This is a genomic window from Pseudomonas sp. HS-18 (assembly GCF_020401845.1).
GTDB classification, from domain to species: Bacteria; Pseudomonadota; Gammaproteobacteria; order Pseudomonadales; family Pseudomonadaceae; genus Pseudomonas; species Pseudomonas nitroreducens.
In genome coordinates this window covers 5,819,848-5,840,872 of record NZ_CP084413.1, presented here as the reverse complement: position 1 = coordinate 5,840,872, position 21,025 = coordinate 5,819,848, and the positions used below count along the sequence as shown (strand labels likewise).

At 64.1% G+C, this 21,025-nt stretch carries 16 protein-coding genes; 13 read left to right on the top strand and 3 right to left on the bottom strand.

The window, feature by feature from the left end:
- Nucleotides 1-6: 6 nt before the first annotated feature.
- Nucleotides 7-2,655 carry a pyruvate dehydrogenase (acetyl-transferring), homodimeric type gene (gene aceE / locus LDJ84_RS27210; protein ID WP_024764268.1) on the bottom strand — a complete coding sequence of 883 codons (2,649 nt, stop codon included), beginning with the start codon at nt 2,653-2,655 and terminating at the stop codon, nt 7-9.
- Nucleotides 2,656-2,899: 244 nt separating this feature from the next.
- Between aceE and glnE the strand changes: the two genes are divergently transcribed.
- The 12 genes from glnE to LDJ84_RS27150 all read left to right on the top strand — a co-directional run bounded on the left by glnE (nt 2,900) and on the right by LDJ84_RS27150 (nt 17,514).
- Complete coding sequence (glnE, locus tag LDJ84_RS27205) at nt 2,900-5,845, top strand: bifunctional [glutamate--ammonia ligase]-adenylyl-L-tyrosine phosphorylase/[glutamate--ammonia-ligase] adenylyltransferase (RefSeq protein WP_084358652.1); 2,946 nt, start codon at nt 2,900-2,902, stop codon at nt 5,843-5,845.
- A gap of 292 nt (nt 5,846-6,137) precedes the next feature.
- Nucleotides 6,138-7,181, top strand: coding sequence for a lipopolysaccharide heptosyltransferase II (waaF, locus tag LDJ84_RS27200; protein WP_024764270.1), 1,044 nt, complete (start codon nt 6,138-6,140; stop codon nt 7,179-7,181).
- The gene (gene waaC, locus LDJ84_RS27195; RefSeq protein ID WP_065085598.1) at nt 7,178-8,251 is read left to right on the top strand and encodes a lipopolysaccharide heptosyltransferase I; all 1,074 of its coding nucleotides are present in this window, start codon (nt 7,178-7,180) and stop codon (nt 8,249-8,251) included. Before waaF ends, waaC begins: the two co-directional genes overlap by 4 nt.
- Entirely contained in the window at nt 8,248-9,369 is a 1,122-nt protein-coding gene (locus LDJ84_RS27190; protein ID WP_065085597.1) for a glycosyltransferase family 4 protein, read from the top strand. The genes waaC and LDJ84_RS27190 overlap by 4 nt, the downstream gene beginning before the upstream one ends.
- Nucleotides 9,366-10,172: a lipopolysaccharide core heptose(I) kinase RfaP gene (rfaP, locus tag LDJ84_RS27185; RefSeq protein ID WP_037013950.1), complete on the top strand. Its 807-nt coding sequence runs from the start codon at nt 9,366-9,368 to the stop codon at nt 10,170-10,172. Before LDJ84_RS27190 ends, rfaP begins: the two co-directional genes overlap by 4 nt.
- Nucleotides 10,172-10,906, top strand: a complete 735-nt coding sequence (locus tag LDJ84_RS27180; RefSeq protein WP_024764273.1) for a lipopolysaccharide kinase InaA family protein — start codon at nt 10,172-10,174, stop codon at nt 10,904-10,906. Before rfaP ends, LDJ84_RS27180 begins: the two co-directional genes overlap by 1 nt.
- Entirely contained in the window at nt 10,903-11,658 is a 756-nt protein-coding gene (locus LDJ84_RS27175; RefSeq protein WP_024764274.1) for a lipopolysaccharide kinase InaA family protein, read from the top strand. The genes LDJ84_RS27180 and LDJ84_RS27175 overlap by 4 nt, the downstream gene beginning before the upstream one ends.
- On the top strand, nt 11,655-13,133 hold the full coding sequence (locus LDJ84_RS27170; RefSeq protein WP_065085596.1) for a lipopolysaccharide kinase InaA family protein: 1,479 nt from the start codon (nt 11,655-11,657) through the stop codon (nt 13,131-13,133). Before LDJ84_RS27175 ends, LDJ84_RS27170 begins: the two co-directional genes overlap by 4 nt.
- Before the next feature lie 15 nt (nt 13,134-13,148).
- Entirely contained in the window at nt 13,149-14,903 is a 1,755-nt protein-coding gene (locus LDJ84_RS27165; RefSeq protein WP_024764275.1) for a carbamoyltransferase, read from the top strand.
- A gap of 63 nt (nt 14,904-14,966) precedes the next feature.
- The gene (locus tag LDJ84_RS27160) at nt 14,967-15,938 is read left to right on the top strand and encodes a glycosyltransferase (protein ID WP_065085595.1); all 972 of its coding nucleotides are present in this window, start codon (nt 14,967-14,969) and stop codon (nt 15,936-15,938) included.
- Between the two features lie 81 nt (nt 15,939-16,019).
- The gene (locus tag LDJ84_RS27155) at nt 16,020-16,673 is read left to right on the top strand and encodes a hypothetical protein (protein ID WP_226045614.1); all 654 of its coding nucleotides are present in this window, start codon (nt 16,020-16,022) and stop codon (nt 16,671-16,673) included.
- Between the two features lie 37 nt (nt 16,674-16,710).
- Nucleotides 16,711-17,514, top strand: coding sequence for a hypothetical protein (locus tag LDJ84_RS27150; protein ID WP_169887132.1), 804 nt, complete (start codon nt 16,711-16,713; stop codon nt 17,512-17,514).
- A 66-nt stretch (nt 17,515-17,580) separates the two neighbouring features.
- Here the strand turns inward: LDJ84_RS27150 and LDJ84_RS27145 are convergent, their stop codons facing one another.
- Nucleotides 17,581-18,447, bottom strand: a complete 867-nt coding sequence (locus LDJ84_RS27145) for a glycosyltransferase family 2 protein (RefSeq protein WP_318784711.1) — start codon at nt 18,445-18,447, stop codon at nt 17,581-17,583.
- A 421-nt stretch (nt 18,448-18,868) separates the two neighbouring features.
- Between LDJ84_RS27145 and LDJ84_RS27140 the strand changes: the two genes are divergently transcribed.
- Nucleotides 18,869-20,368: a hypothetical protein gene (locus tag LDJ84_RS27140; protein WP_141678475.1), complete on the top strand. Its 1,500-nt coding sequence runs from the start codon at nt 18,869-18,871 to the stop codon at nt 20,366-20,368.
- Between the two features lies 1 nt (nt 20,369).
- Here the strand turns inward: LDJ84_RS27140 and LDJ84_RS27135 are convergent, their stop codons facing one another.
- A complete protein-coding gene (locus tag LDJ84_RS27135) occupies nt 20,370-21,017 on the bottom strand; it encodes a lipopolysaccharide kinase InaA family protein (protein ID WP_024764281.1) in 648 nt (215 codons plus the stop codon).
- Between the last annotated feature and the right edge of the window lie 8 nt (nt 21,018-21,025).

Below are 21,025 nucleotides of genomic sequence, written 5' to 3'. Positions count from 1 at the left end.
CTCTCCTCAGCAGTCCAGCGGGTTGCGTTTTTCGGGGTTGATGCCGAACTTGGCGATGGCTTCGGCCACGACCTTGGGTTCGATATCACCGCGATCGGCCAGGGCTTCCAGTGCGGCCAGCACGACCCAGTGGCGGTCGACTTCGAAGAAGTCGCGCAGCTTGCGGCGGCTGTCGCTGCGGCCGAAGCCATCGGTGCCCAGGACCTTGAATTCCTTGCTCGGCACCCACTGGCGGATCTGTTCGGCGTAAAGCTTCATATAGTCGGTGGAGGCGATGACCGGACCCTTGCGGCCGGACAGGCACTCTTCGACGTAGCTCTGTTTGGGCTTCTGGCCCGGGTGCAGGCGGTTCCAGCGCTCCACGGCCAGGCCGTCGCGGCGCAGTTCGTTGAAGCTCGGAACGGACCAGACGTCGGCGCCGATGCCGAAGTCTTCGCGCAGGATCTTCGCGGCGGCTTCGACTTCGCGCAGGATGGTGCCCGAACCCAGCAGCTGCACGTGATGCGCGGCGTCCTTCTTGTCCTCATCGAGCAGGTACATGCCCTTGATGATGCCTTCCTCGGCGCCCTTGGGCATGGCCGGCTGGACGTAGTTCTCGTTCATCACGGTGATGTAATAGAAGATGTCCTGCTGCTCTTCGATCATCTGCCGCGAGCCTTCGCGGATGATCACCGCCAGCTCGTACGCGTAGGTCGGATCGTAGGTGCGGCAGTTCGGGATGGTTGCCGCCAGCAGGTGGCTGTGACCGTCTTCGTGCTGCAGGCCTTCACCGTTCAGGGTGGTACGGCCGGCGGTGCCGCCGATCAGGAAGCCGTGCGCGCGGCTGTCGCCAGCGGCCCAGGCCAGGTCGCCGATACGCTGGAAGCCGAACATCGAGTAGAAGATGTAGAACGGCAGCATCGGCTGGTTGTGCGTGGAGTACGAGGTACCCGCAGCGATCCAGCTGGACATGGCGCCGGCTTCGTTGATGCCTTCCTCGAGGATCTGACCTTTCTTGTCCTCGCGGTAGAACATCACCTGGTCTTTATCCACCGGCTCGTACAGCTGGCCGACGGAGGAGTAGATGCCCAACTGGCGGAACATGCCTTCCATACCGAAGGTACGGGCTTCGTCCGGCACGATCGGGACGATGCGCGGGCCGAGTTCCTTGTCCTTGACCAGCTGCGAGATGATCCGCACGAAAGCCATGGTGGTGGAGATTTCGCGGTCGCCCGAGCCGTCGAGCATGGCCTTGAGGGTTTCCAGCGGGGGAACCGGGACCTGGAAGCTCTTCTCGCGGCGAACCGGCATCACGCCGCCCAGCGCGGCACGGCGGGAAGCCAGGTACTTGGCTTCGGCGCTGCCTTCCTCGGGGCGGTAGAACGGCAGGTTTTCCAGATCGTCATCCTTGATCGGGATGTCGAACTTGTCGCGGAACGACTTCAGCGACTCGACGTCGACCTTCTTGACGTTGTGCGCGATGTTCTTCGCTTCGCCCGAGCCGGTACCGTAGCCCTTGATGGTCTTGGCCAGGATGACGGTGGGCTGGCCCTTGTGGTTGACCGCCTGGTGGTAGGCCGCATAGACCTTGTAGGGATCGTGGCCGCCACGGTTGAGTTTCCAGATCTCTTCGTCGGAGAGGTCCTTGACCATCTCCAGCAGCTCCGGACGGGCACCGAAGAAGTGCTCACGCACGTAGGCGCCGTCTTTGGCCTTGTAGTTCTGGTACTCGCCGTCGATGACCTCGTCCATGCGCTGCTGCAGCAGGCCGGCGGTGTCCTTGGCGAACAGCGGGTCCCAGAAGCGACCCCAGACCACCTTGTTGACGTTCCACTCGGCGCCACGGAACACGCCTTCGAGTTCCTGGATGATCTTGCCGTTGCCGCGAACCGGGCCGTCGAGGCGCTGCAGGTTGCAGTTGATGACGAAGATCAGGTTGTCCAGCTTCTCGCGGCCGGCCAGGGAGATCGCGCCCAGGGATTCGGGCTCGTCGCACTCGCCGTCGCCCATGAAGCACCAGACCTTCTGCTTCCCGGCGGGGATGAAGCCGCGGCTTTCCAGGTACTTCATGAAGCGCGCCTGGTAGATCGCCTGGATCGGGCCCAGGCCCATGGAAACGGTCGGGAACTGCCAGAAGTCCGGCATCAGCCAGGGGTGCGGGTAGGAGGACAGGCCGTTGCCGTCCACTTCCTGGCGGAAGTTGTTCAGCTGGTCTTCGCTGATGCGGCCTTCGAGGAAGGCGCGGGCGTAGACGCCGGGGGAGGCGTGGCCCTGGAAGAACACCAGGTCGCCGCCGTGCTCGTCGGTCGGGGCCTGGAAGAAGTAGTTGAAGCCCACGTCATAGAGGGTCGCCGAGGAGGCGAAGGAGGAGATGTGGCCACCCAGATCCGGGTCGTTCTTGTTGGCCTTCATCACCATCGCCAGGGCGTTCCAGCGCACCAGGGAGCGGATGCGGCGCTCCATGAATAGGTCGCCGGGCATGCGCGCTTCGTGGGTCACCGGGATGCTGTTGCGGTACGGCGTGGTGATGGCGTAGGGCAGTTGGGTGCCGGACCGGCTGGCCAGCTCGCCCATGCGGGTCATCAGGTAATGGGCGCGGTCTTCACCTTCACGGTCCAGGACCGATTCCAGGGCGTCCAGCCATTCCTGGGTTTCGACGGGATCGAGGTCTTGCATGGCTTGCTCCAGGGCGGAAAGGCTTCCAGAATCGGAAGCCAGTAGATCGTTGCCGATAGCTGCGCCAACCTCGTGGGCGACGCGGCGAATTCTTGGAAGTGCTCCGGGGGTACGCCCGGCGGGTTGTAGTTTTACTACAAATCGCCAGCGGATACATCCCTCCGCCAGAAAAAGTTAGTAGTAAAACTACAGGGGCGCGAAAAGACAGGAATGCCGGCGCCTCGCCGACCACTCAGGATAGACCATGAGCCTGCCGTCCCTGGCCGCTTTGCCGGCCACCCTCAAGCCCCTCGCCGAGCGGGCTGAGCAGAATTTCCGCACTGCCATCGCCGCGTTTTCCCCCGAGCAGATCGCCAGCTTCGACAGCTGGTCCGACGAGCGGCACGCCGACTTCTTCCGCGTCACTGCCGGCAGCGATTTCGTTGCCGAGCAGGTCCAGCGCGATCCTGCCTTTCTATTGGAACTGGCCGCGACCGGTGAGCTGGAGCGCGTCCTGCAGCCCGGCGAAATGGGCGCACAACTGGAAGCGCTGCTGGCCGATTGCGCCGACGAGGACGAACTGGGTCGCCGCCTGCGTCGCTTCCGTCGGCGCCAGCAGGTGCGCATCATCTGGCGCGACCTGAGCCGCCGCAGCGACCTGGCGGGTACCTGCCGCGACCTGTCGGACCTCGCCGACGCCTGCATCGACCAGTCCCTGGCCTGGCTCTACCAGCGCCACTGCCAGCAGTTCGGCGTGCCCATCGGCAACCGCTCGGGCCTGCCGCAGAAGATGATCGTGCTGGGCATGGGCAAGCTGGGCGCGGGTGAGTTGAACCTGTCTTCGGACATCGACCTGATCTTCGGCTACCCCGAGGGTGGCGAAACCCAGGGCGCCAAGCGGGCGCTGGACAATCAGGAGTTCTTCACCCGTTTAGGGCAGAAGCTGATCAAGTCGCTGGACGCCATCACCGTCGAGGGCTTCGCCTTCCGCGTCGACATGCGCCTGCGCCCTTACGGTTCCAGTGGCCCGCTGGTACACAGCTTCGCCGCGCTGGAGCAGTACTACCAGGACCAGGGCCGCGACTGGGAACGCTACGCGATGATCAAGGCCCGCGTGGTCGGTGGCGACCAGGAGGCTGGTCAGCGCCTGCTGGAGCTGCTGCGCCCCTTCGTTTACCGCCGCTACCTGGACTTTTCCGCCATCGAGGCGCTGCGCACCATGAAGCAGCTGATCCAGCAGGAAGTCCGGCGCAAGGGCATGAGCGAGAACATCAAGCTGGGCGCTGGCGGCATCCGCGAGGTGGAGTTCATCGCCCAGGCCTTCCAGTTGATCCACGGCGGCCGTGACCTGAGCCTGCAGCAGCGGCCGCTGCTGCGCGTGCTGGCGATCCTCGAGGGGCAGGGCTACCTGCCGCCGCAGGTGGTCGCCGAGTTGCGCGAGGGGTACGAATTCCTGCGTTACGCCGAGCACGCCCTGCAGGCCATTGCCGATCGGCAGACGCAGATGCTGCCGGAGGACGAACTCGAGCGAATCCGCGTCGCCTTCATCATGGGCTTCGCCAACTGGTCGGCGTTCCACCAGACCACCAACCAGTGGCGCGATCGCATCGACTGGCATTTCCGCCAGGTCATCGCCGATCCGGACGAGGACGAAGACGGCCAGGTCGACACCACCATCGGCGGCGAATGGATTCCGCTCTGGGAAGAGGCGGTGGACGAGGAGTCCGCCTGCCGACAGTTCGCCGACGCCGGCTTCGCCGAACCCGCGCAGGCCTGGAAACGCTTGACCGACCTGCGCCATGGCACGCAGGTGCGTGCCATGCAACGTCTTGGGCGCGAGCGGTTGGATGCCTTCATGCCGCGGCTGCTGAACATGATTGCCGAGCGCGGCCCGGCCGATGTGTTGCTCGAACGCGTCCTGCCGCTGATCGAGGCGGTGGCGCGGCGCTCGGCCTATCTCGTGTTGCTGACAGAAAACCCCGGTGCGTTGGAGCGCCTGCTGACGCTCTGTGCGGCCAGCCCGATGGTGGCCGAGCAGATCGCCCGCTTCCCGATCCTGCTCGACGAGCTATTGAACGAAGGGCGCCTGTTCCGCCCGCCGCAGGCTGCCGAACTGGGCGCCGAGCTGCGCGAGCGGCTGATGCGTATTCCGGAGGATGATCTCGAGCAGCAGATGGAGACCCTGCGTCACTTCAAGCTGGCCCATGCCTTGCGCGTGGTGGCCTCGGAGATCGCCGGGACTCTGCCTTTAATGAAGGTCAGCGACTACCTGACCTGGCTGGCCGAAGCAATCCTCGAACAGGTGCTGAGCCTGACCTGGGACCAGCTGGTGCAGCGCCACGGCCGGCCGACCCGCGTCGACGGGACGCCCTGCGATCCGGACTTCATCATCATCGGCTACGGCAAGTCCGGCGGCCTGGAACTGGGCCACGGCTCCGACCTGGACCTGGTGTTCATCCACGATGGCGACCCGCAGAGCGAGACCGACGGTGCCAAGCCCATCGATGGGGCGCAGTTCTATACGCGCCTGGGGCAGAAGATCATTCACTTCCTCACCGCGCAGACGCCCTCGGGCATGCTCTACGAAGTGGACATGCGCCTGCGCCCCAGCGGTGCCTCCGGCCTGCTGGTCAGTTCGCTGCGCGCCTTCGAGGCCTACCAGTTGGGCGAGGCCTGGACCTGGGAGCACCAGGCGCTGGTGCGCGCCCGCGTGCTCGCCGGCTGCCAGCGGGTGGCCAGGGCCTTCGAGGCGATCCGCGCGAAAGTGCTGGGCCAGCAACGCGATCTGCCGGAGTTGCGCAAGGAGGTCAGCGAGATGCGCGCGAAGATGCGCGACAACCTCGGCACCCCCAGCACTGTCGCCGGCACCGCGCCGAATGCCTTCGAGGCCGCGGCCCCGTTCGATCTCAAGCAGGATGCCGGTGGTATCGTCGATATCGAATTTATGGTGCAATACGCGGCCCTGGCCTGGTCGTGGCAGCACCCGGAGCTGGTGGAGTTCACCGACAATATCCGCATCCTGGAAGCGCTGGAGCGGGTCGGGTTGATGTCCGGCGAGGATGTCCTGACGTTGCAGGACGCCTACAAGGCTTACCGGGCGGCGGCGCACCGATTGTCCCTGCAGAAGCAGCCGGGCGTGGTAAGCGGCGACCACTTCCATGCGGAGCGGCGCATGGTGATGCAGATGTGGAAAGCCTTCGAGCTGACCTGATTCGCTGCGATTTCCCTCCCCTGGGCTTTTGAACGATGGAGCCAGCATCCGGCGGGATGAAGTTCGCCGGAGCGGCCCGCGCTGTCAGTTGTGTTGTGCGGGCCTATGGATGTCAGGAACGAGGCGCGTGATGCCATTGCGCCAGGTCACAGGGAGTGACGAAAACTGTCCGGCCGAAAGAGCGGCTGGGCTAGACTGCCGGCATTCGATGCACGGCACCCGACGACGCCACACGGCTGGATGAATGGAGTACGGGGAGGCGAGAGCCTCCCCGGTCGTTTCTGGAAAAGGCATGAGAATTCTGATCGTAGGCCCCTCCTGGGTGGGCGACATGGTGATGGCGCAGACACTCTTCCAGTGTCTGAGGCAGCGGCACCCCGACTGCGTGATCGATGTGCTGGCGCCTGACTGGAGCCGGCCGATCCTCGAGCGCATGCCCGAGGTGCGCCAGGCCCTGAGCTTCCCGCTCGGCCACGGCGTGCTGGACATCGCCTCGCGCCGCCGTATCGGCAAGTCCCTCAAGGGGCAGTACGACCAGGCGATCCTCCTGCCCAACTCGCTGAAGTCGGCGCTGGTGCCCTATTTTGCCGGTATCCCCAAGCGCACCGGCTGGAAGGGCGAGATGCGTTACGGCCTGCTCAACGATATCCGCGCGCTGGATAAAGAGCGTTACCCGCTGATGATCGAGCGCTTCATGGCCCTGGCATTCGAGCCGGGTGCGGAGCTGCCGCAGCCTTATCCACAGCCACGCCTGGCCATCGACCCGCAGAGCCGCGAGGCCGCGTTGGCCAAGTTCGGCCTTAGTCTGGATCGCCCGGTGCTCGCCCTGTGCCCCGGCGCCGAATTCGGCGAGGCCAAGCGCTGGCCTGCGGAGTATTACGCCAAGATCGCCGAGGTGAAGATCCGCGCCGGCTGGCAGGTATGGATATTCGGCTCGAAGAACGATCATCCCGGCGGCGAAGACATCCGCATGCGCCTGATCCCCGGCCTTCGCGAAGAGTCGGTGAACCTGGCGGGCGAGACGGCCCTGTCCGAGGCCATCGACCTGATGTCCTGCGCCGGAGCCGTGGTCACCAACGATTCGGGCCTGATGCACGTGGCTGCTGCGCTGAACCGCCCGCTGGTGGCGGTCTACGGCTCCACCTCGCCGCAGTTCACGCCGCCGCTGGCCGACCAGGTGGAAATCGTCCGCCTGGGATTGGAATGCAGCCCCTGCTTCGACCGCGTGTGCCGTTTCGGCCACTACAACTGCCTGCGCGAGCTCAAGCCGCGCCCCGTGATCGAAGCGCTGGACCGACTGGTCGCTGACCCGGTGGACGTGGAAAGCGCCGAATGAGGGTTCTGCTGATCAAGACATCGTCCCTGGGCGATGTCATCCATACCCTGCCGGCTCTGACCGACGCCGCCCGTGCCATTCCCGGGATCCAGTTCGACTGGGTGGTGGAGGAAGGCTTCGCCGAGATTCCCGCCTGGCACCCCGCCGTGGCCCAGGTGATCCCCGTGGCGATCCGTCGCTGGCGCAAGAATCTCTGGCAGACATTGAAAAGCGGCGAATGGGGCCGCTTCAAACGCCGTCTGAAGGAAGTCGACTACGACCTGGTGATCGACGCCCAGGGCCTGCTCAAGAGCGCCTGGCTGACCCGCTACGCTCGCCGCCGCACGCCGATCGCCGGGCTGGACAAGGAGTCTGCGCGCGAGCCGGCTGCCAGCCGCTTCTATAACCGCACCCATCCGGTCGCCTGGGGCCAGCATGCCGTCGAGCGCGTGCGCCAGCTGTTCGCCCAGGCGCTGGACTACCCGCTGCCCGCCGGCACCGGTGACTACGGGCTGGATCGCAATCGCCTGCTGGACGAGACGGAGGCCGAGCCCTACCTGGTGTTCCTGCATGGCACCACCTGGGTGACCAAGCACTGGCCCGAAGTGTATTGGCGTGAACTGGCCCAGCGCATGGGCGAGCGCGGCTGGTCGGTGCGCCTGCCCTGGGGCAACGAAGCCGAACGGCAACGCGCCGAACGTTTGGCCGAAGGCTTGGAAAACGCTTCGGTGCTCCCCAGATTATCCCTCGCAGGCATGGCCAAGGTGCTGGCCGGCGCTTCCGCCTGCGTAGCGGTCGACACCGGACTCGGGCACCTGGCTGCCGCTCTGGACGTGCCGACGCTGTCGCTGTTCGGCCCGACCAATCCCGGTCTCACCGGCGCCTACGGACGCTCGCAGGTGCACCTGGCCAGCGACTGGCCTTCATGCGCGCCCTGCCTGCAGAAGACCTGCACCTACCAGCCGACGGCCGAAGACAAGCGCCAGTTCGACCTGCGGCATGAACAGCCTCTGTGCTTCACGCGCCTGAATCCCCAGCGCGTAGCGACCCAGCTGGAGGCACTGCTGCTGGCCCCGGAGACGCTTCGATGACCCTGGCTTTCGTCCTCTACAAATACTTCCCGTTCGGCGGGCTGCAGCGCGACTTCATGCGCATCGCCCTGGAGTGCCAGCAGCGCGGCCACGCGATCCGCGTCTACACGCCGATCTGGGAAGGCGAAGTACCGCCCGGCTTCGACGTGCGCGTGGCGCCGGTGAAGTCGTTGTTCAACCATCGCCGCAACGAGAAGTTCAGCGCCTGGCTGACCGCGGACCTTGCGCGCTCGCCGGTAGACCGGGTGATTGGTTTCAACAAGATGCCCGGCCTGGATGTGTACTACGCCGCCGACGGCTGCTTCGAGGACAAGGCGCAGACCCTGCGCAACTCCTTCTACCGCCGCTGGGGCCGTTACAAACACTTCGCCGACTACGAGCGCGCGGTGTTCGCGCCAGAGTCCAAGACCGAGATCCTGATGATCTCCGAAGTGCAGCAGCCGCTGTTCATCAAGCATTACCGCACCCCCGAGGCACGCTTCCACCTCTTGCCGCCGGGCATCGCCCAGGACCGCCGTGCGCCGGCCAACGCCGCCGAAATCCGCGCCGAGTTCCGTCGCGAGTTCAAGTTGGCAGAGGATGACCTGCTGCTGGTGCAGATCGGCTCGGGCTTCAAGACCAAGGGCCTGGACCGCAGCCTCAAGGCACTGGCCGCGTTGCCGCGCTCGCTGCGCAAGCGCACCCGCCTGATCGCCATCGGCCAGGACGATCCCAAGCCATTTCTGCTGCAGGTGAAGGCGCTGGGCCTGTCGGACAACGTGCAGATCCTCAAGGGGCGCAGCGATATCCCGCGCTTCCTGCTCGGCGCTGACCTGCTGATTCACCCGGCGTACAACGAGAACACCGGCACCGTGCTGCTCGAAGCGCTGGTCGCGGGCTTGCCGGTGCTGGTCACCGATGTCTGCGGCTACGCCCACTACATCGACGAGGCGAAGGCCGGGCGCGTGGTGCCGTCGCCCTTCGAGCAGGAGCGGTTGAACGCCATGCTCCAGGAGATGCTGCAAGACGACGTCGCGCGCGCCGACTGGTCGCGCAATGGCCTGGCCTTCGCCGACAGCGCTGATCTCTACAGCATGCCGCAGCACGCCGCCGACCTGATCCTGCGGGAGCGCGCATGAAGCTCGAACTGCACGAGCCCTTCAAGACCCTCTGGGCCGGCAAGGACCCGTTCGCCGAAGTCGAACGCCTGCAAGGCAAGGTCTACCGCGAGCTGGAGGGCCGCCGCACGCTGCGCGCTGAGGTCGAAGGTCGCGGCTATTTCGTGAAGATCCACCGCGGCATCGGCTGGGGCGAGATCGTCAAGAATCTGTTCAGTGCCAAGCTTCCGGTGCTGGGGGCGGGCCAGGAGCAGCGAGCCCTGGAGCGCCTGCATCAAGCCGGGGTGGCCACCATGACCTCGGTGGCGTATGGCGAGCGCGGCGGCAATCCGGCCGCACAACACTCCTTCATCATCACCGAGGAACTGGCGCCGACCATCGATCTGGAAGTCCTCTCGCTGGATTGGCTGCAGACGCCACCCGAGCCACGCCTCAAGCGTGCGCTGATCGCCGAGGTGGCGAAGATGGTCGGCACCATGCACCGCGCCGGGGTGAACCACCGCGACTGCTACATCTGCCACTTCCTGTTGCATACCGACCGCCCGATCAGCGCCGATGACCTGCGCCTGTCGGTGATCGACCTGCACCGGGCGCAGACCCGCGCCGCCACCCCGCGGCGCTGGCGCGACAAGGACCTGGCGGCGCTGTATTTCTCCGCGCTGGACATCGGCCTCACGCGCCGTGACAAATTGCGCTTCCTGCGCGGTTACTTCCTGCGCCCGCTGCGTGACATCCTCCGCGAGGAAGCCGCGCTGCTGGCGTGGATGGAACGCAAGGCGGCCAAGCTCTACGACCGCAAACAACGATACGGAGACCTGCTCTGATGGCCGGCTGGGTACTCGAAGCCGACTACCAGCACCTCGCCGCCGATTTCGGCAGCCTGGATGCCGTGTTCGCCCTCGAAGGCGAGCGCATCACCAAGGATGCGATGTCCGACGTCGTGCGCATCGAGCGTGACGGCGTGCGTTATTACGTCAAACGCTACCGCAAGCCGGGCAAGGGTTTCCGTCGCTATCTGCCGCGCCCGCGGGTGAAGGCCGAGTGGCAGAACCTCAAACAGTTCGCCAAGTGGGGCATCCCGACCGCGCAGGTGGTGGCCTACGGCCTGGAGCGCGCCAATGGCGGCTTCTCCCGTGGCGCGATCATTACCCGCGAGCTGGTCGACACCGAAGACCTGCATGCCCTGGCCAGGCGCAACGATCCGCGCCTGAAGGATCGCGCCTGGGTCGCGCATGTCATGCGCCAGCTGGCCGGCTACACGCGGACCATGCATGACCACCATTTCACCCATAACGACCTGAAGTGGCGCAACATTCTGGTCGACGGGGAGGGCACGGTGTACTTCATCGATTGCCCGATCGGTGATTTCTGGGTCAGCTTCATGCTGCGCTATCGGATCACCAAGGACCTGGCCACCCTCGACAAGGTCGCCAAGTACCATCTCTCTTACACGCAGCGCCTGCAGTTCTACCTGCTGTACCGGCGCCGCGAACGACTGAACGCGTCGGACAAGAAGCGTGTCCGGCAGATCGTCCATTTCTTCGAGGGACGCGAGTGAAGGATTTCATTGCCGAGGGCGACCAGGCCCTGCTGGAAAGCAACGCCCTGGCCGATTTCGATGCCCTCTGGACTCTGCAGCTGGATGCGGTGGACGAGCCCAACACCGAGCGTGGCGGCTGGAGCAGCGTTTATCGCCTGGAGCTGGACGGCACCGCCTACTACCTCAAGCGCCAGAGCAACCACCTGACCCGCAGCCTGAAGCACCCGCTGGGCGAACCTACCTTCAGCCGCGAGTTCCGCAATATCCAGCGTTACCGCCAGCTCGGCATTCCCTCGATGCAGGCGGCCTTCTTCGGCGCGCGGCAGGTCGGCGGCGAGCGCCGGGCGATCCTCATGACCCGTGCCCTGGATGGCTGGCGTGACCTGGACAGTCTGCTGCAAGGCTGGTCGAACCTGCCTGCCGAGCGCCGCCAGGCCGTCCTGCGTGCCTGTGGCATGCTCGCCCGGCGCCTGCATGAGGCCGGGCAGATGCACGGCTGCTTCTATCCCAAGCACATCTTCCTGCGCGAGACCGACGACGCCTTCGAGGCGACCCTGATCGACCTGGAGAAGACCCGCCCGCTGTGGTTCGGCCAGCGCGACCGCGTGCGCGACCTTGAACCGCTGCTGCGCCGCGCGCCGGACTGGAACGAGGCCGACGTGCGCAACCTGCTGGCGGCTTATCTGGGAACTGCCGCGGGTGGCCCGGAAGTCGACGACTGGTACCGCCGCCTGGGCGCGCGCCGCAAGAAGAAGGAAAACCGCGCATGAGGCTGTCCGCCCTGCGCGATGCCGGCCGCGCTCCGTCGCTGCCCCTGCGCATCGAGCTGGAAGACGGCGCCGGCCCGGCCGAGCTGCGCCTGGACAGCCTGTTGCGGGTACTGCCCGGGCAGCGTTACGTCGGCGCGGCCAATTGGCGTGGCCGGCCGGTGCTGGCCAAGCTGCTGGTCGGCGGCAAGGCTGCCCGGCACTTCCAGCGTGAGCGCGACGGCGTGCGCCTGCTCGCCGAGCAGGGCCTGACCACACCGCAACTGCTGGCCGATGGCCTGAAGGACGGCGAGGGCGGCTGGTTGCTCTTCGAGTTCCTCGACAACGCCCAGAGCCTCTGGGATGCCTGGCGCGCCGTGGAGGGCGAGCCACTGCTGTCCGAAGGCCAGGCCGCCGTCATTGCCGAGGCGCTGACGGCCATCGCCCAGCTGCATGCCAAGGGCCTGTGGCAGGAAGACCTGCACCTGGACAACCTGCTGCGCCACGCCGGCCAGCTCTACCTCATCGACGGCGCCGGCATCCGCGCGGAAACCCCGGGTCAGCCACTGTCGCGCAAGCATGTCTTGGAAAACCTCGGGGTATTCTTCGCCCAGTTGCCGGCCAGCCTTGATCCGTATCTGGAAGAGCTGCTGATCCATTACCTGCTGGCCAATGGCGAGCACGCGCTGCCGTTGGAGGCCTTGCAGAAGGAAATCGCCAGGGTGCGCCGCTGGCGCGTGGGCGACCTGATGAAGAAGATCGCCCGCGATTGCAGCCTGTTCAGCGTGTTCAAGGGGCCGTTCGGCCTGCGCGCGGTGCGCCGCGAGGAAGAACCGGGCCTGCAGCCGTTGCTGGCCGATCCCGACGCCTTCATCGGCAAAGGGCATATCTACAAGACCGGCGGCGCCGCCACGGTTGCCCGAGTCGAGCTCGACGGCCGGCCGTTGGTCGTCAAGCGTTACAACATCAAGAACCTGTTGCACTGGTTCAAGCGCTTCTGGCGCCCCAGCCGGGCCTGGGGGGCGTGGCGCGAGGGCAATCGACTGGACTTCCTCGGCATTGCCACCCCGCGTCCTCTGGCGGTCATCGAGCGCCGCTGGCTCTGGCTGCGCGGGCCGGCCTTCCTGATTACCGATTACCTGACGGGTCAGGATATAATCGCCCGTTTCAAACCCTACCTGGATCAGTCGGAGGGTGGCGGCTTGCCGCCAGAATCGGATCTTGCAGCCCTGGACAGACTGTTCGCGGCGTTGGTGCGTGAACGTATCAGCCACGGCGATCTCAAAGGGCACAACGTGTTCTGGCAGGAGCAGGGCGAAGGCGGGCAATGGTCGTTGATCGACCTGGATGCCATGCAGCGCCACTCGCGAGAAGCGAGTTTCGCCCGCGCCTATGCCCGCGACCGTGCGCGCTTCCTGCGCAACTGGCCAGAGGGCAGCGCACTGCACCAGCTGCTCGACGAACGTTTACCGCGGGTGCCTGCGCACCCGCCCAGATGAAAGAGGCTAGACCCTGTGGCATTGACCATCCTCGGCCTGTCCGGCGCCGTAAGCCATGACCCTTCCGCCGCCCTGTACATCGACGGCAAGCTGGTCGCGGCCGTCGAAGAAGAGCGCTTCGTCCGCGACAAGCACGCGAAGAACCGCATGCCCTACGAGTCGGCCAAGTTCTGCCTGGAACAGGCCGGGATCAAACCGTCGGACGTTGACGTGGTGGCCATTCCCTTCGCCCCCATCAGCATCTTCGACAAGGCCCGCTGGCACTATGCCAAGCGCTACGCCTACGCGCCGGACCGCGCGCTGGACGCCATCCTGCTCGGCAACCGCCGCTACCACCGCTACTACAAGCGAATCCAGTGGTGCCTGCAGCAGTTGGGCTTCGACCTGAAGAAGGTCAAGATCCAGCCGGTCGAGCACCACCTGGCCCACGCCTCCAGCGCCTACCACTGCTCGGGCTTCAAGGAGAAGACGGCGATCCTCGGGATCGACGGCAAGGGCGAGTACGCCACCACCTTCTTCGGCTACGGCGAGAACGGCAAGATCCACAAGATCAAGGAGTTCTACGATCCGGACTCCCTGGGTGGCCTGTATGGCGCGATCACCGAGTACCTCGGCTTCGACATGCTCGACGGTGAGTTCAAAGTCATGGGCATGGCGCCCTACGGCGATGCCAGCAAGTACGATTTCTCGCGCCTGGCCAAATTCGAGAACGGCGAGCTGATCATCAATACCGACTACGCCAACGTCATCGGCTTCCGTCGCTACAAGGAGAAGGGCAAGGGTTACTACTTCTCGCCCAAGCTGATCGAGTGGCTCGGTCCCAAGCGTGAAGGCGACATCGCCGACGATCCCTACATCCACTACGCCGCCAGCATCCAGGCGCTGTTCGAGAAGCTGGCGCTGGAAATGATGGATTACTACCTGGGCGACATCATCCGCGAGACCGGCAAGGTCGCCTTCGCCGGCGGCTGCGCGTTGAACGTCAAGCTCAACCAGAAGATCATCGCCCGTCCCGAGGTCAAGGAACTGTACGTGCAGCCCGCGGCCAGCGACGCCGGCACCGCGGTTGGCGCGGCGGCTTATGTGTCCTGGGAGCGTGGCGTACCGGTCGAGAAGATGGAACATGTCTACCTCGGCCCGGAATACAGCAACGAAGACGTCATCGCCGCCTGCGCCCGCCACGAGGCCAAGCCGCAATGGCGCAAGATCGACAATGTGCCCGAGCACATCGCCAAGGTGCTGGTCGAAGGCAATCCAGTAGCCTGGTTCCAGGGCCGCATGGAGTTCGGCCCGCGCGCCCTCGGCGGCCGCTCGATCATCGGTTGCCCTAGCATCGCTGGCGTGGCTGACCGCATCAACGCGCAGATCAAGTTCCGCGAGCGCTGGAGGCCCTTCTGCCCGTCGATGCTCGATACCGTCGGCCCGCAGATGTTCAAGATCGACCACCCGGCGCCGTTCATGACCTTCACCTTCGAAGTCAACGAAGAGTGGAAGACCCGCGTGCCGGAAGTCGTCCACGAAGACGGCACCTCGCGCGCCCAGGTGCTCAAGCGCGAGTTCAACCCGCGTTACTACGACATGATGAAGGAGCTGGAGAAGCTCACCGGCAACGGCGTGGCGCTCAACACCTCGCTGAACCGCCGTGGCGAGCCGATGATCTGCTCGCCGACCGACGCCCTGAACATGTTCTACGGTTCGGACCTGCAGTACCTGATCATGCAGGACATCCTGGTGGTCAAGGATGGCACCGCCGCCAGCCCCGCCGACTGAGTCTGCCAGGCTGTTTCCAGCCGGCTCCGCCAGGGGCCGGTTTCCATGTCGGGAAGACACGTCGTGAAAGTGATGTTGATGGTGATGGACGAGCAGAGGGTCATCCTCGATCGTCTTTATGAAGTCATCCAGAGCAATTGCTCCGAGTGCGAGATTCATCGACTGAGCAAGGCGCAGCAGATGAACCTGGGGCCCTACCTCATCGCCGCCGATTACCGTCGTTTCGACCGGATCGTGATCTTCTCGCGCCTCAAGCGCATGGTGCCTCAACTCGCTGTACTGCGCTGCCTGCCCAACCTGGTGATTCTCGAGCACGACGCCTACCAGAACTACATGCCCGGCAGTAAGTATCGCGGCAAGTACTCGGCCCTGCTGCACAAGCTCCCAGGGGCGCGCATCCTCGTGTCGGGAGCGCTGGTTGCCCAGCGTCTGGCGAACGAGGGGGTCGATGTGCGCTTCGTCTCCAAGGGTTATGACGAGGAGATGCTGCGCAATATCGGCAGCGAGCGGGATATCCCGGTCGGCTTCCTCGGCAGCTTGAAGAGCAGCGAGTACAGCCAGCGCAAGGAGATGCTGGAGAGCATTGCAGAACGTGTGCCGATGCTCATCACTCGCACCGCTTCCGGAGCGGAGTATCTGGAGACCCTCAATCGCATCGCGATCTTCGTCAGCGCGGATATCGGCATGGGCGAGTTCATGATCAAGAACTTCGAGGCCATGGCCTGTGGTTGCGTCCTGCTGGCGTGGAGCCAGGGAGAGGAAGATCGCCTGCTGGGCTTCGAGGATATGCACAACGTGGTGTTCTATCGCTCGGTTGACGAAGCCGTGGAGAAGATCCGGCAGCTTCAGGCCGACCCTGAACTGGCCCAGCGGATTGCCCAGGTCGGCCAGGCATTCGTCGAGGAGCGCTACACCTTCGCCCGGGTCGGCAAGGACCTGGCGGCGGCCATCGCCGAGCCTATGCAAGGCTGGTCGATGCCCGGAGTGCTGACCCGCTGGTGGGCTCGCATGCGCTTTGGCTTCCGGGTGGGCTGAGAGGATGCCAATGCAGCATTTGTACCGTGGTGTCGCGGCGAAAGGTCGATCGTGAGTCAGAGTCGTCATGCAGCGCAGTGGGTGGAAGACAACCTGCCGCCGGAGTTGAAGGTTCTGCTTCGTCGCGCCGAGCGAGTCATCCTGGTCGCGAACAACCCTGCCATCAGTGCCGGGGATTTTGACGCCCTGGCCCTCGGCCCGCGCGATGTCGTGGTGAGCTTCAATACCGCTGTCAAAGCAGAGTTGCTGAGTGCCGAGACGGTCAACGTGTTTGTCCATGGCTATCACGGCCAGGAATTCCACTTCTTCGGATTGCCGTGTCGTCCATGCATCACAAGGTTGTTCGAGCAGTCTCCGGATCGCTGTTTCACCTTGCTGGTGGGGGTGGTCAACCCGATGTCGGCGTTGCCGCGGGTGGCGATCTACGAAGATCGCATCCCGCTGCCGACCCTGCTCGACTATCCCCGCATGCGCCCCAGCGGCAAGCCGTTCGCCGGCCCTTCCACCGGCTTCAACGCCATGGTGGTGTTCGACTGGTTGCTGGGCAGGCCCGGTTATACCTACGAGTTGTTCGCCCTGGGCTTCTCCAACGAGGCGGGAACTCTGTGGAACGGGCATGCCTGGGACTACGAGCGCGCCTGGATGCATGCATCCCGCGTGCGTGTGATTGCCCTGGAAAGCGCCGGAAAGCGCTGGTGGTGGCCATTGCGTTTCAAAGGGAAGAAAGCCAAATGAGTGGCTATCAGTCGAGCCTTTTCGCTGGAGTCTGGTCGTGAAGATCGCCGTCGCCTTCTTTGGTATTCCACGCAATTCCGAGCTCTGCTTCCCCCAGATCCAGCGCAACATCCTGCAGGTTCTTCCCGCCGACGCGCAGGTGTCCTGCTTCTACCATCTCTATCGCCTGCGCGAGGTCTTCAATCCGCGTTCTGGCGAGGCCGGGGTGCTCGGCGATGAGAACTTCACCCCTTTCCAGGATATGACCGGCCTGATCGAAGAGCCGGAGCTCTGTCTCGATCGCTGGAATTTCGAAGCGATCAAGCAGCGCGGGGACACCTGGAAAGATGATTTCCGCTCGATCCGCAACCTGATCCACCAGCTCAATTCTCTGCATCAGGTGACGTCGCTGCTGGCCCCGACTGACCCGGATTTCGTAGTGTACGTCCGCCCGGACATCTTCTTCCATGACCCATTGCCGGGGTATGTGTTCGCCCACACGGAGCGGCGACGCAGGAATGTCTACGTGCCGAACTGGCAATGGTGGGGCGGTCTCAACGACCGCTTTGCCATCTGCGGTCGCGAGATATACCGGGCGTACGGCTGCCGGGCCGAGGAGATGCTGAACTTCTGTGATGCGAGCGGCCGCTCTCTGCACTCCGAGCGGCTGCTGAAGTTCGCCTTGCAACGTTACGGCGCGCGGGTCTGCATGATGGATACTACCGCCTCGCGGGTACGCATCGATGGGCAGTTTGCCGAGGAACCGTTCTCGCCCAAGCGCTCGATGGGCAAGCGAGAGAATCGCTATTTCCATAGGGTTGCCCAACTGCGCACCTGGCTGGACAAGTACGGCATTCTCTAGGTTTCCGTGAGCGCTGCGGCAGGCGGGCCGTCTGTCCCGTTTGCCCGGCGAGCAGGTCGCCAGAAACTATCTGGCGACCTTCTTCCTGCGCTTGGCATTGAGCCAGAGCCGCACGGCCTTGCGGGTATAAGACAGTTTGAAGATGACGCGCCAATTGCGCTTGAGGGCCATGCGGAAGAAGTGCTTGGCCGAGAGGTCGTCGTCCGTCAGGTAGGCTTCGCGGAACAGCGACAGGCAGCGTTGGGTGTAATAAGCCTTGCTCAGTCGCTGCCAGTCGCCATCAAGGCGCCGGAAGACTTCCTCGACCAGTTCCACGCCGATCTGCTTCGAGTAGTGGAACTGGTGGCGCAGGCTGTCATCGTGGCGGTGGATGGTAGCCAGGGGTTTTTCCAGAATGGTGCAGGGATAACTAGCCAGCACCTGCGCAAATACCGGGATATCTTCGGCATTGCGGAAGTTCTCCGGGTACAGGCCCCGCTCGAATACCTCTCGATGCATGACGCAGGCACCATTGGAGAGGTTGATATTCTTTTCGATCAGGTAGCCGCGTACCCGCTCCTGCGGGGTTCGCGGAAGCGCCTGAGGCGTGCGCTCCACCGTCCTGTCGCAGGTCTTTGCCAGGTAGCCGCCAATCACCATGCGACTGTGCGGGTACTGCTCGATGTGCTGGCGTGCGGCTCTCAAGGCTCCGGGCGTCATTTCATCATCGGCGTCCAGGAAGATCAGGTAGTCCCCTCGGGTTTCGGCAATTCCACGATTGCGCACGGTGGCGAGACCGCCGTTTTCCTTGCGCAGGCTGCGGAAATTGCCGAACTGCTGATGAAGGGCCTCGATCAGGGCCGGCGTAGCGTCCGACGAACCGTCATCGATGATCAGTAGCTCGCTGTGCTCATCCAATTGAGTTGCGACGGATTCGACGGCGCGACGAAGCACGTGCGCATAGTTGTACGCGGGAATTACAACGCTGATCAGGGGTCTTGCTGTCATGAGAGGCGCGTCATTGTGTAGCTGTCCATCCACTAGCTGGCATCAGGATATGCGAGGCTGCGATCTGCTTGAGGGCGTTCGTCACAGCAAATTCAAGTTAAGTCGCAGCGGCTTGTGCCTGCTTGGTCCCGAGGTGACTCGACGCGAGTGCGGTTGCACAAGTCGTTCCGGGGCGACGAATAGTATCCTGTTGAAAGGTTTGTATCCAAGGTTCTACAGACGGCCAGAGCCCGTCGTGGAAGTCCGCCCGGGGAAACCCACGTTCAGCGCTGTTTCGACACTTCAGGCGAGGGAGAGTGCTTGCTCCGGGTTGATTCTTTGAGCAGGAAACTGCTGAATGCTGCGTTTCTGGTGATTCATATCCGAGATGAAGGGTTTCATGGGAAGTCATGTAGTCGGGCGTTCGATTTTTTCCGCGGTCAGCGAAGGAAAGCTACTGTGGTGCGTTTTCTTTGCCAGCCTCGTTTTGTCATTGATTGCATCCTTCTGCAACCCGATCATCGGTCGTGATGCGGCCCTGTACATGGATCTTGCGGGTATTTACCAGCAGCAGGGTGTCACCGGTGCGTTGCAGCGCTTTGACTGGCCCTGGTTTTCCATACTGCTGAGCGTGACGAGCCAGGTGACAGGGCTGAGTTATGAACTGCTCGCCCGAGTGTTCTGCGAGCTGCTCACGGCAGTCGCCTGCGTCGCCTGCGTCGACTTTGTCCGCCGACTCCGCCCGCAAGCCCTGCCCTGGGCCTGCCTCGCCGTATTGGCAGTGCCGGCATTCAATGAGTATCGCGGCGACATCCTGCGTGAAAACGGTTTCTGGGCCTTCTCGCTCGTTGGTTTGTGCTACATGCAGAGCTGGCTGCAGCAGCGTCGTCCTGTCAGTTTGCTACTGGCTTGCGTGGCCGTCATTGTGGCGGCGGCTTTCCGCTTCGAGGCCGTCTACCTGCTACTGATCGTGCCGCTGATGGAGGTACTGAAAGCCGGCGGGGTCCCCTTGCGTCGGGGTTTGCGCTTCGCCGTAGGGGTGGCCTTGATGGGCGTGATTGCCGGCGCGTTGCTGTGGGTCGGCCGGCATGGCCTGTTGCCCCAGGGGCGAGTGGCCGGCCTGGTGGACTACCTGGATCTGGCGAGCGTCTTGCGCAACTTTTACGCGTTCGCTGATGGCGTGGCGCAAGCAATGCCCTTTGAATACGCCCGCGACAGTGCCCCGCAGATCATCTTCTTCGGCCTGCTGGGTTACCTGGCGAGCAAGGTACTCAGTGCTTTTGGTGTACTGGTGGTGCCGCTGTTCGTGGGCGCCGTTGCCCAGTGGCGAGAGCGGGAAAACCGCTGGCTGCTCCTGGATGTCGCTGCCGTTGGCTACATCGCACTTTTGCTGGTCTTCGCACTGAGCCACCTGTTTCTATCTAGCCGCTACGTGGCATTTGCCGCGTTCCTTCTGTTGCCACGGGCTGCCTGGGGGCTGAGTCTGATAGCGCAACGCTGGCCGCGCATCCGCGTCGCTCTGGTGGCGATCCTGGTGTTGATAGCCATGGCTAACGTGGTGTCACTCTCGGCGCCCAAGACACACTTGCGCGATGCTGGCCACTGGGTGGGAGAGCATCTGCCGAGGTCGGCAAGTGTGTACCAGGACGACAACCGGGTGAGTTACTACGCAGGCTGGGGATACGGCAGGGAAAGTTTGGACCGTGATCACGCGCTGGCGCGGACGGGCAAGGGGGCCTACGAGTATTTCGTCCTGGACCTCAAGCGCAAGGCCAAGCTACAACTACCCGCGCTGGAGAAAAAGGGCCTGGTGCCGCTTGCACAGTTCCACAACCGCAAGGGCGAGACCTACGTGGTCCTGCGCCGTGCCGGCGCGAAGCAGCCCTGATCTAGGGTTGCTGGAGCGTTTTTTCCAGGGAACCAGGTGGCCAGGGCATCGAGCTGGCTTGTCGATAGCCCTGGCAAAGCTGGGCGCCAGCGTCCGCTAGCAGCCATGTGCGGTCCTGCATGTAGCGCAGCATGTGGGCGAAGTTGCGTTTGCGCTGCAGTCGGCTCAAGGCACGGCGCTGGGTCTTCATGTCGGCAATGTCGATCAGGCCCAGTTCGCCTTCGGGGGTCTGCACGACGTTACCCAGGTGCAGCGAACGGAAGTACACCCCGCAATCATGCAGTTTGGCGATGAGCGAGCCGAGGTCCTGGCGTAGCTGCTTCTGGGGATGCTCCGCGCTTATCAGCTGGCGCAAGGTCAGACCGGGCAGCGGGTGGTAGTGCACCGCGTCGCGGGCGATCCCTGGGATGCGGTAGACAGCAATGATCCGTGGGCAGGGGATGGCCAGTTTCTGCAAGGCCTGGGTGTTGTCGGCAAAGCGTTGCGCATAGGGATACAACGCCGCCGAGGAGATCAGCCGCTTGCGCCGGAACAGCTTGAGGAAGTTGCCATCGGCCAGGCGCAGGACCTTGTCGCCATGCTTGTCGGCTTCCAGCACCTGGGCGCCGGCGCGCAGCGCTTCGTAGGCGGAGAGAGCGAGGTCTTGCATAACGGGTC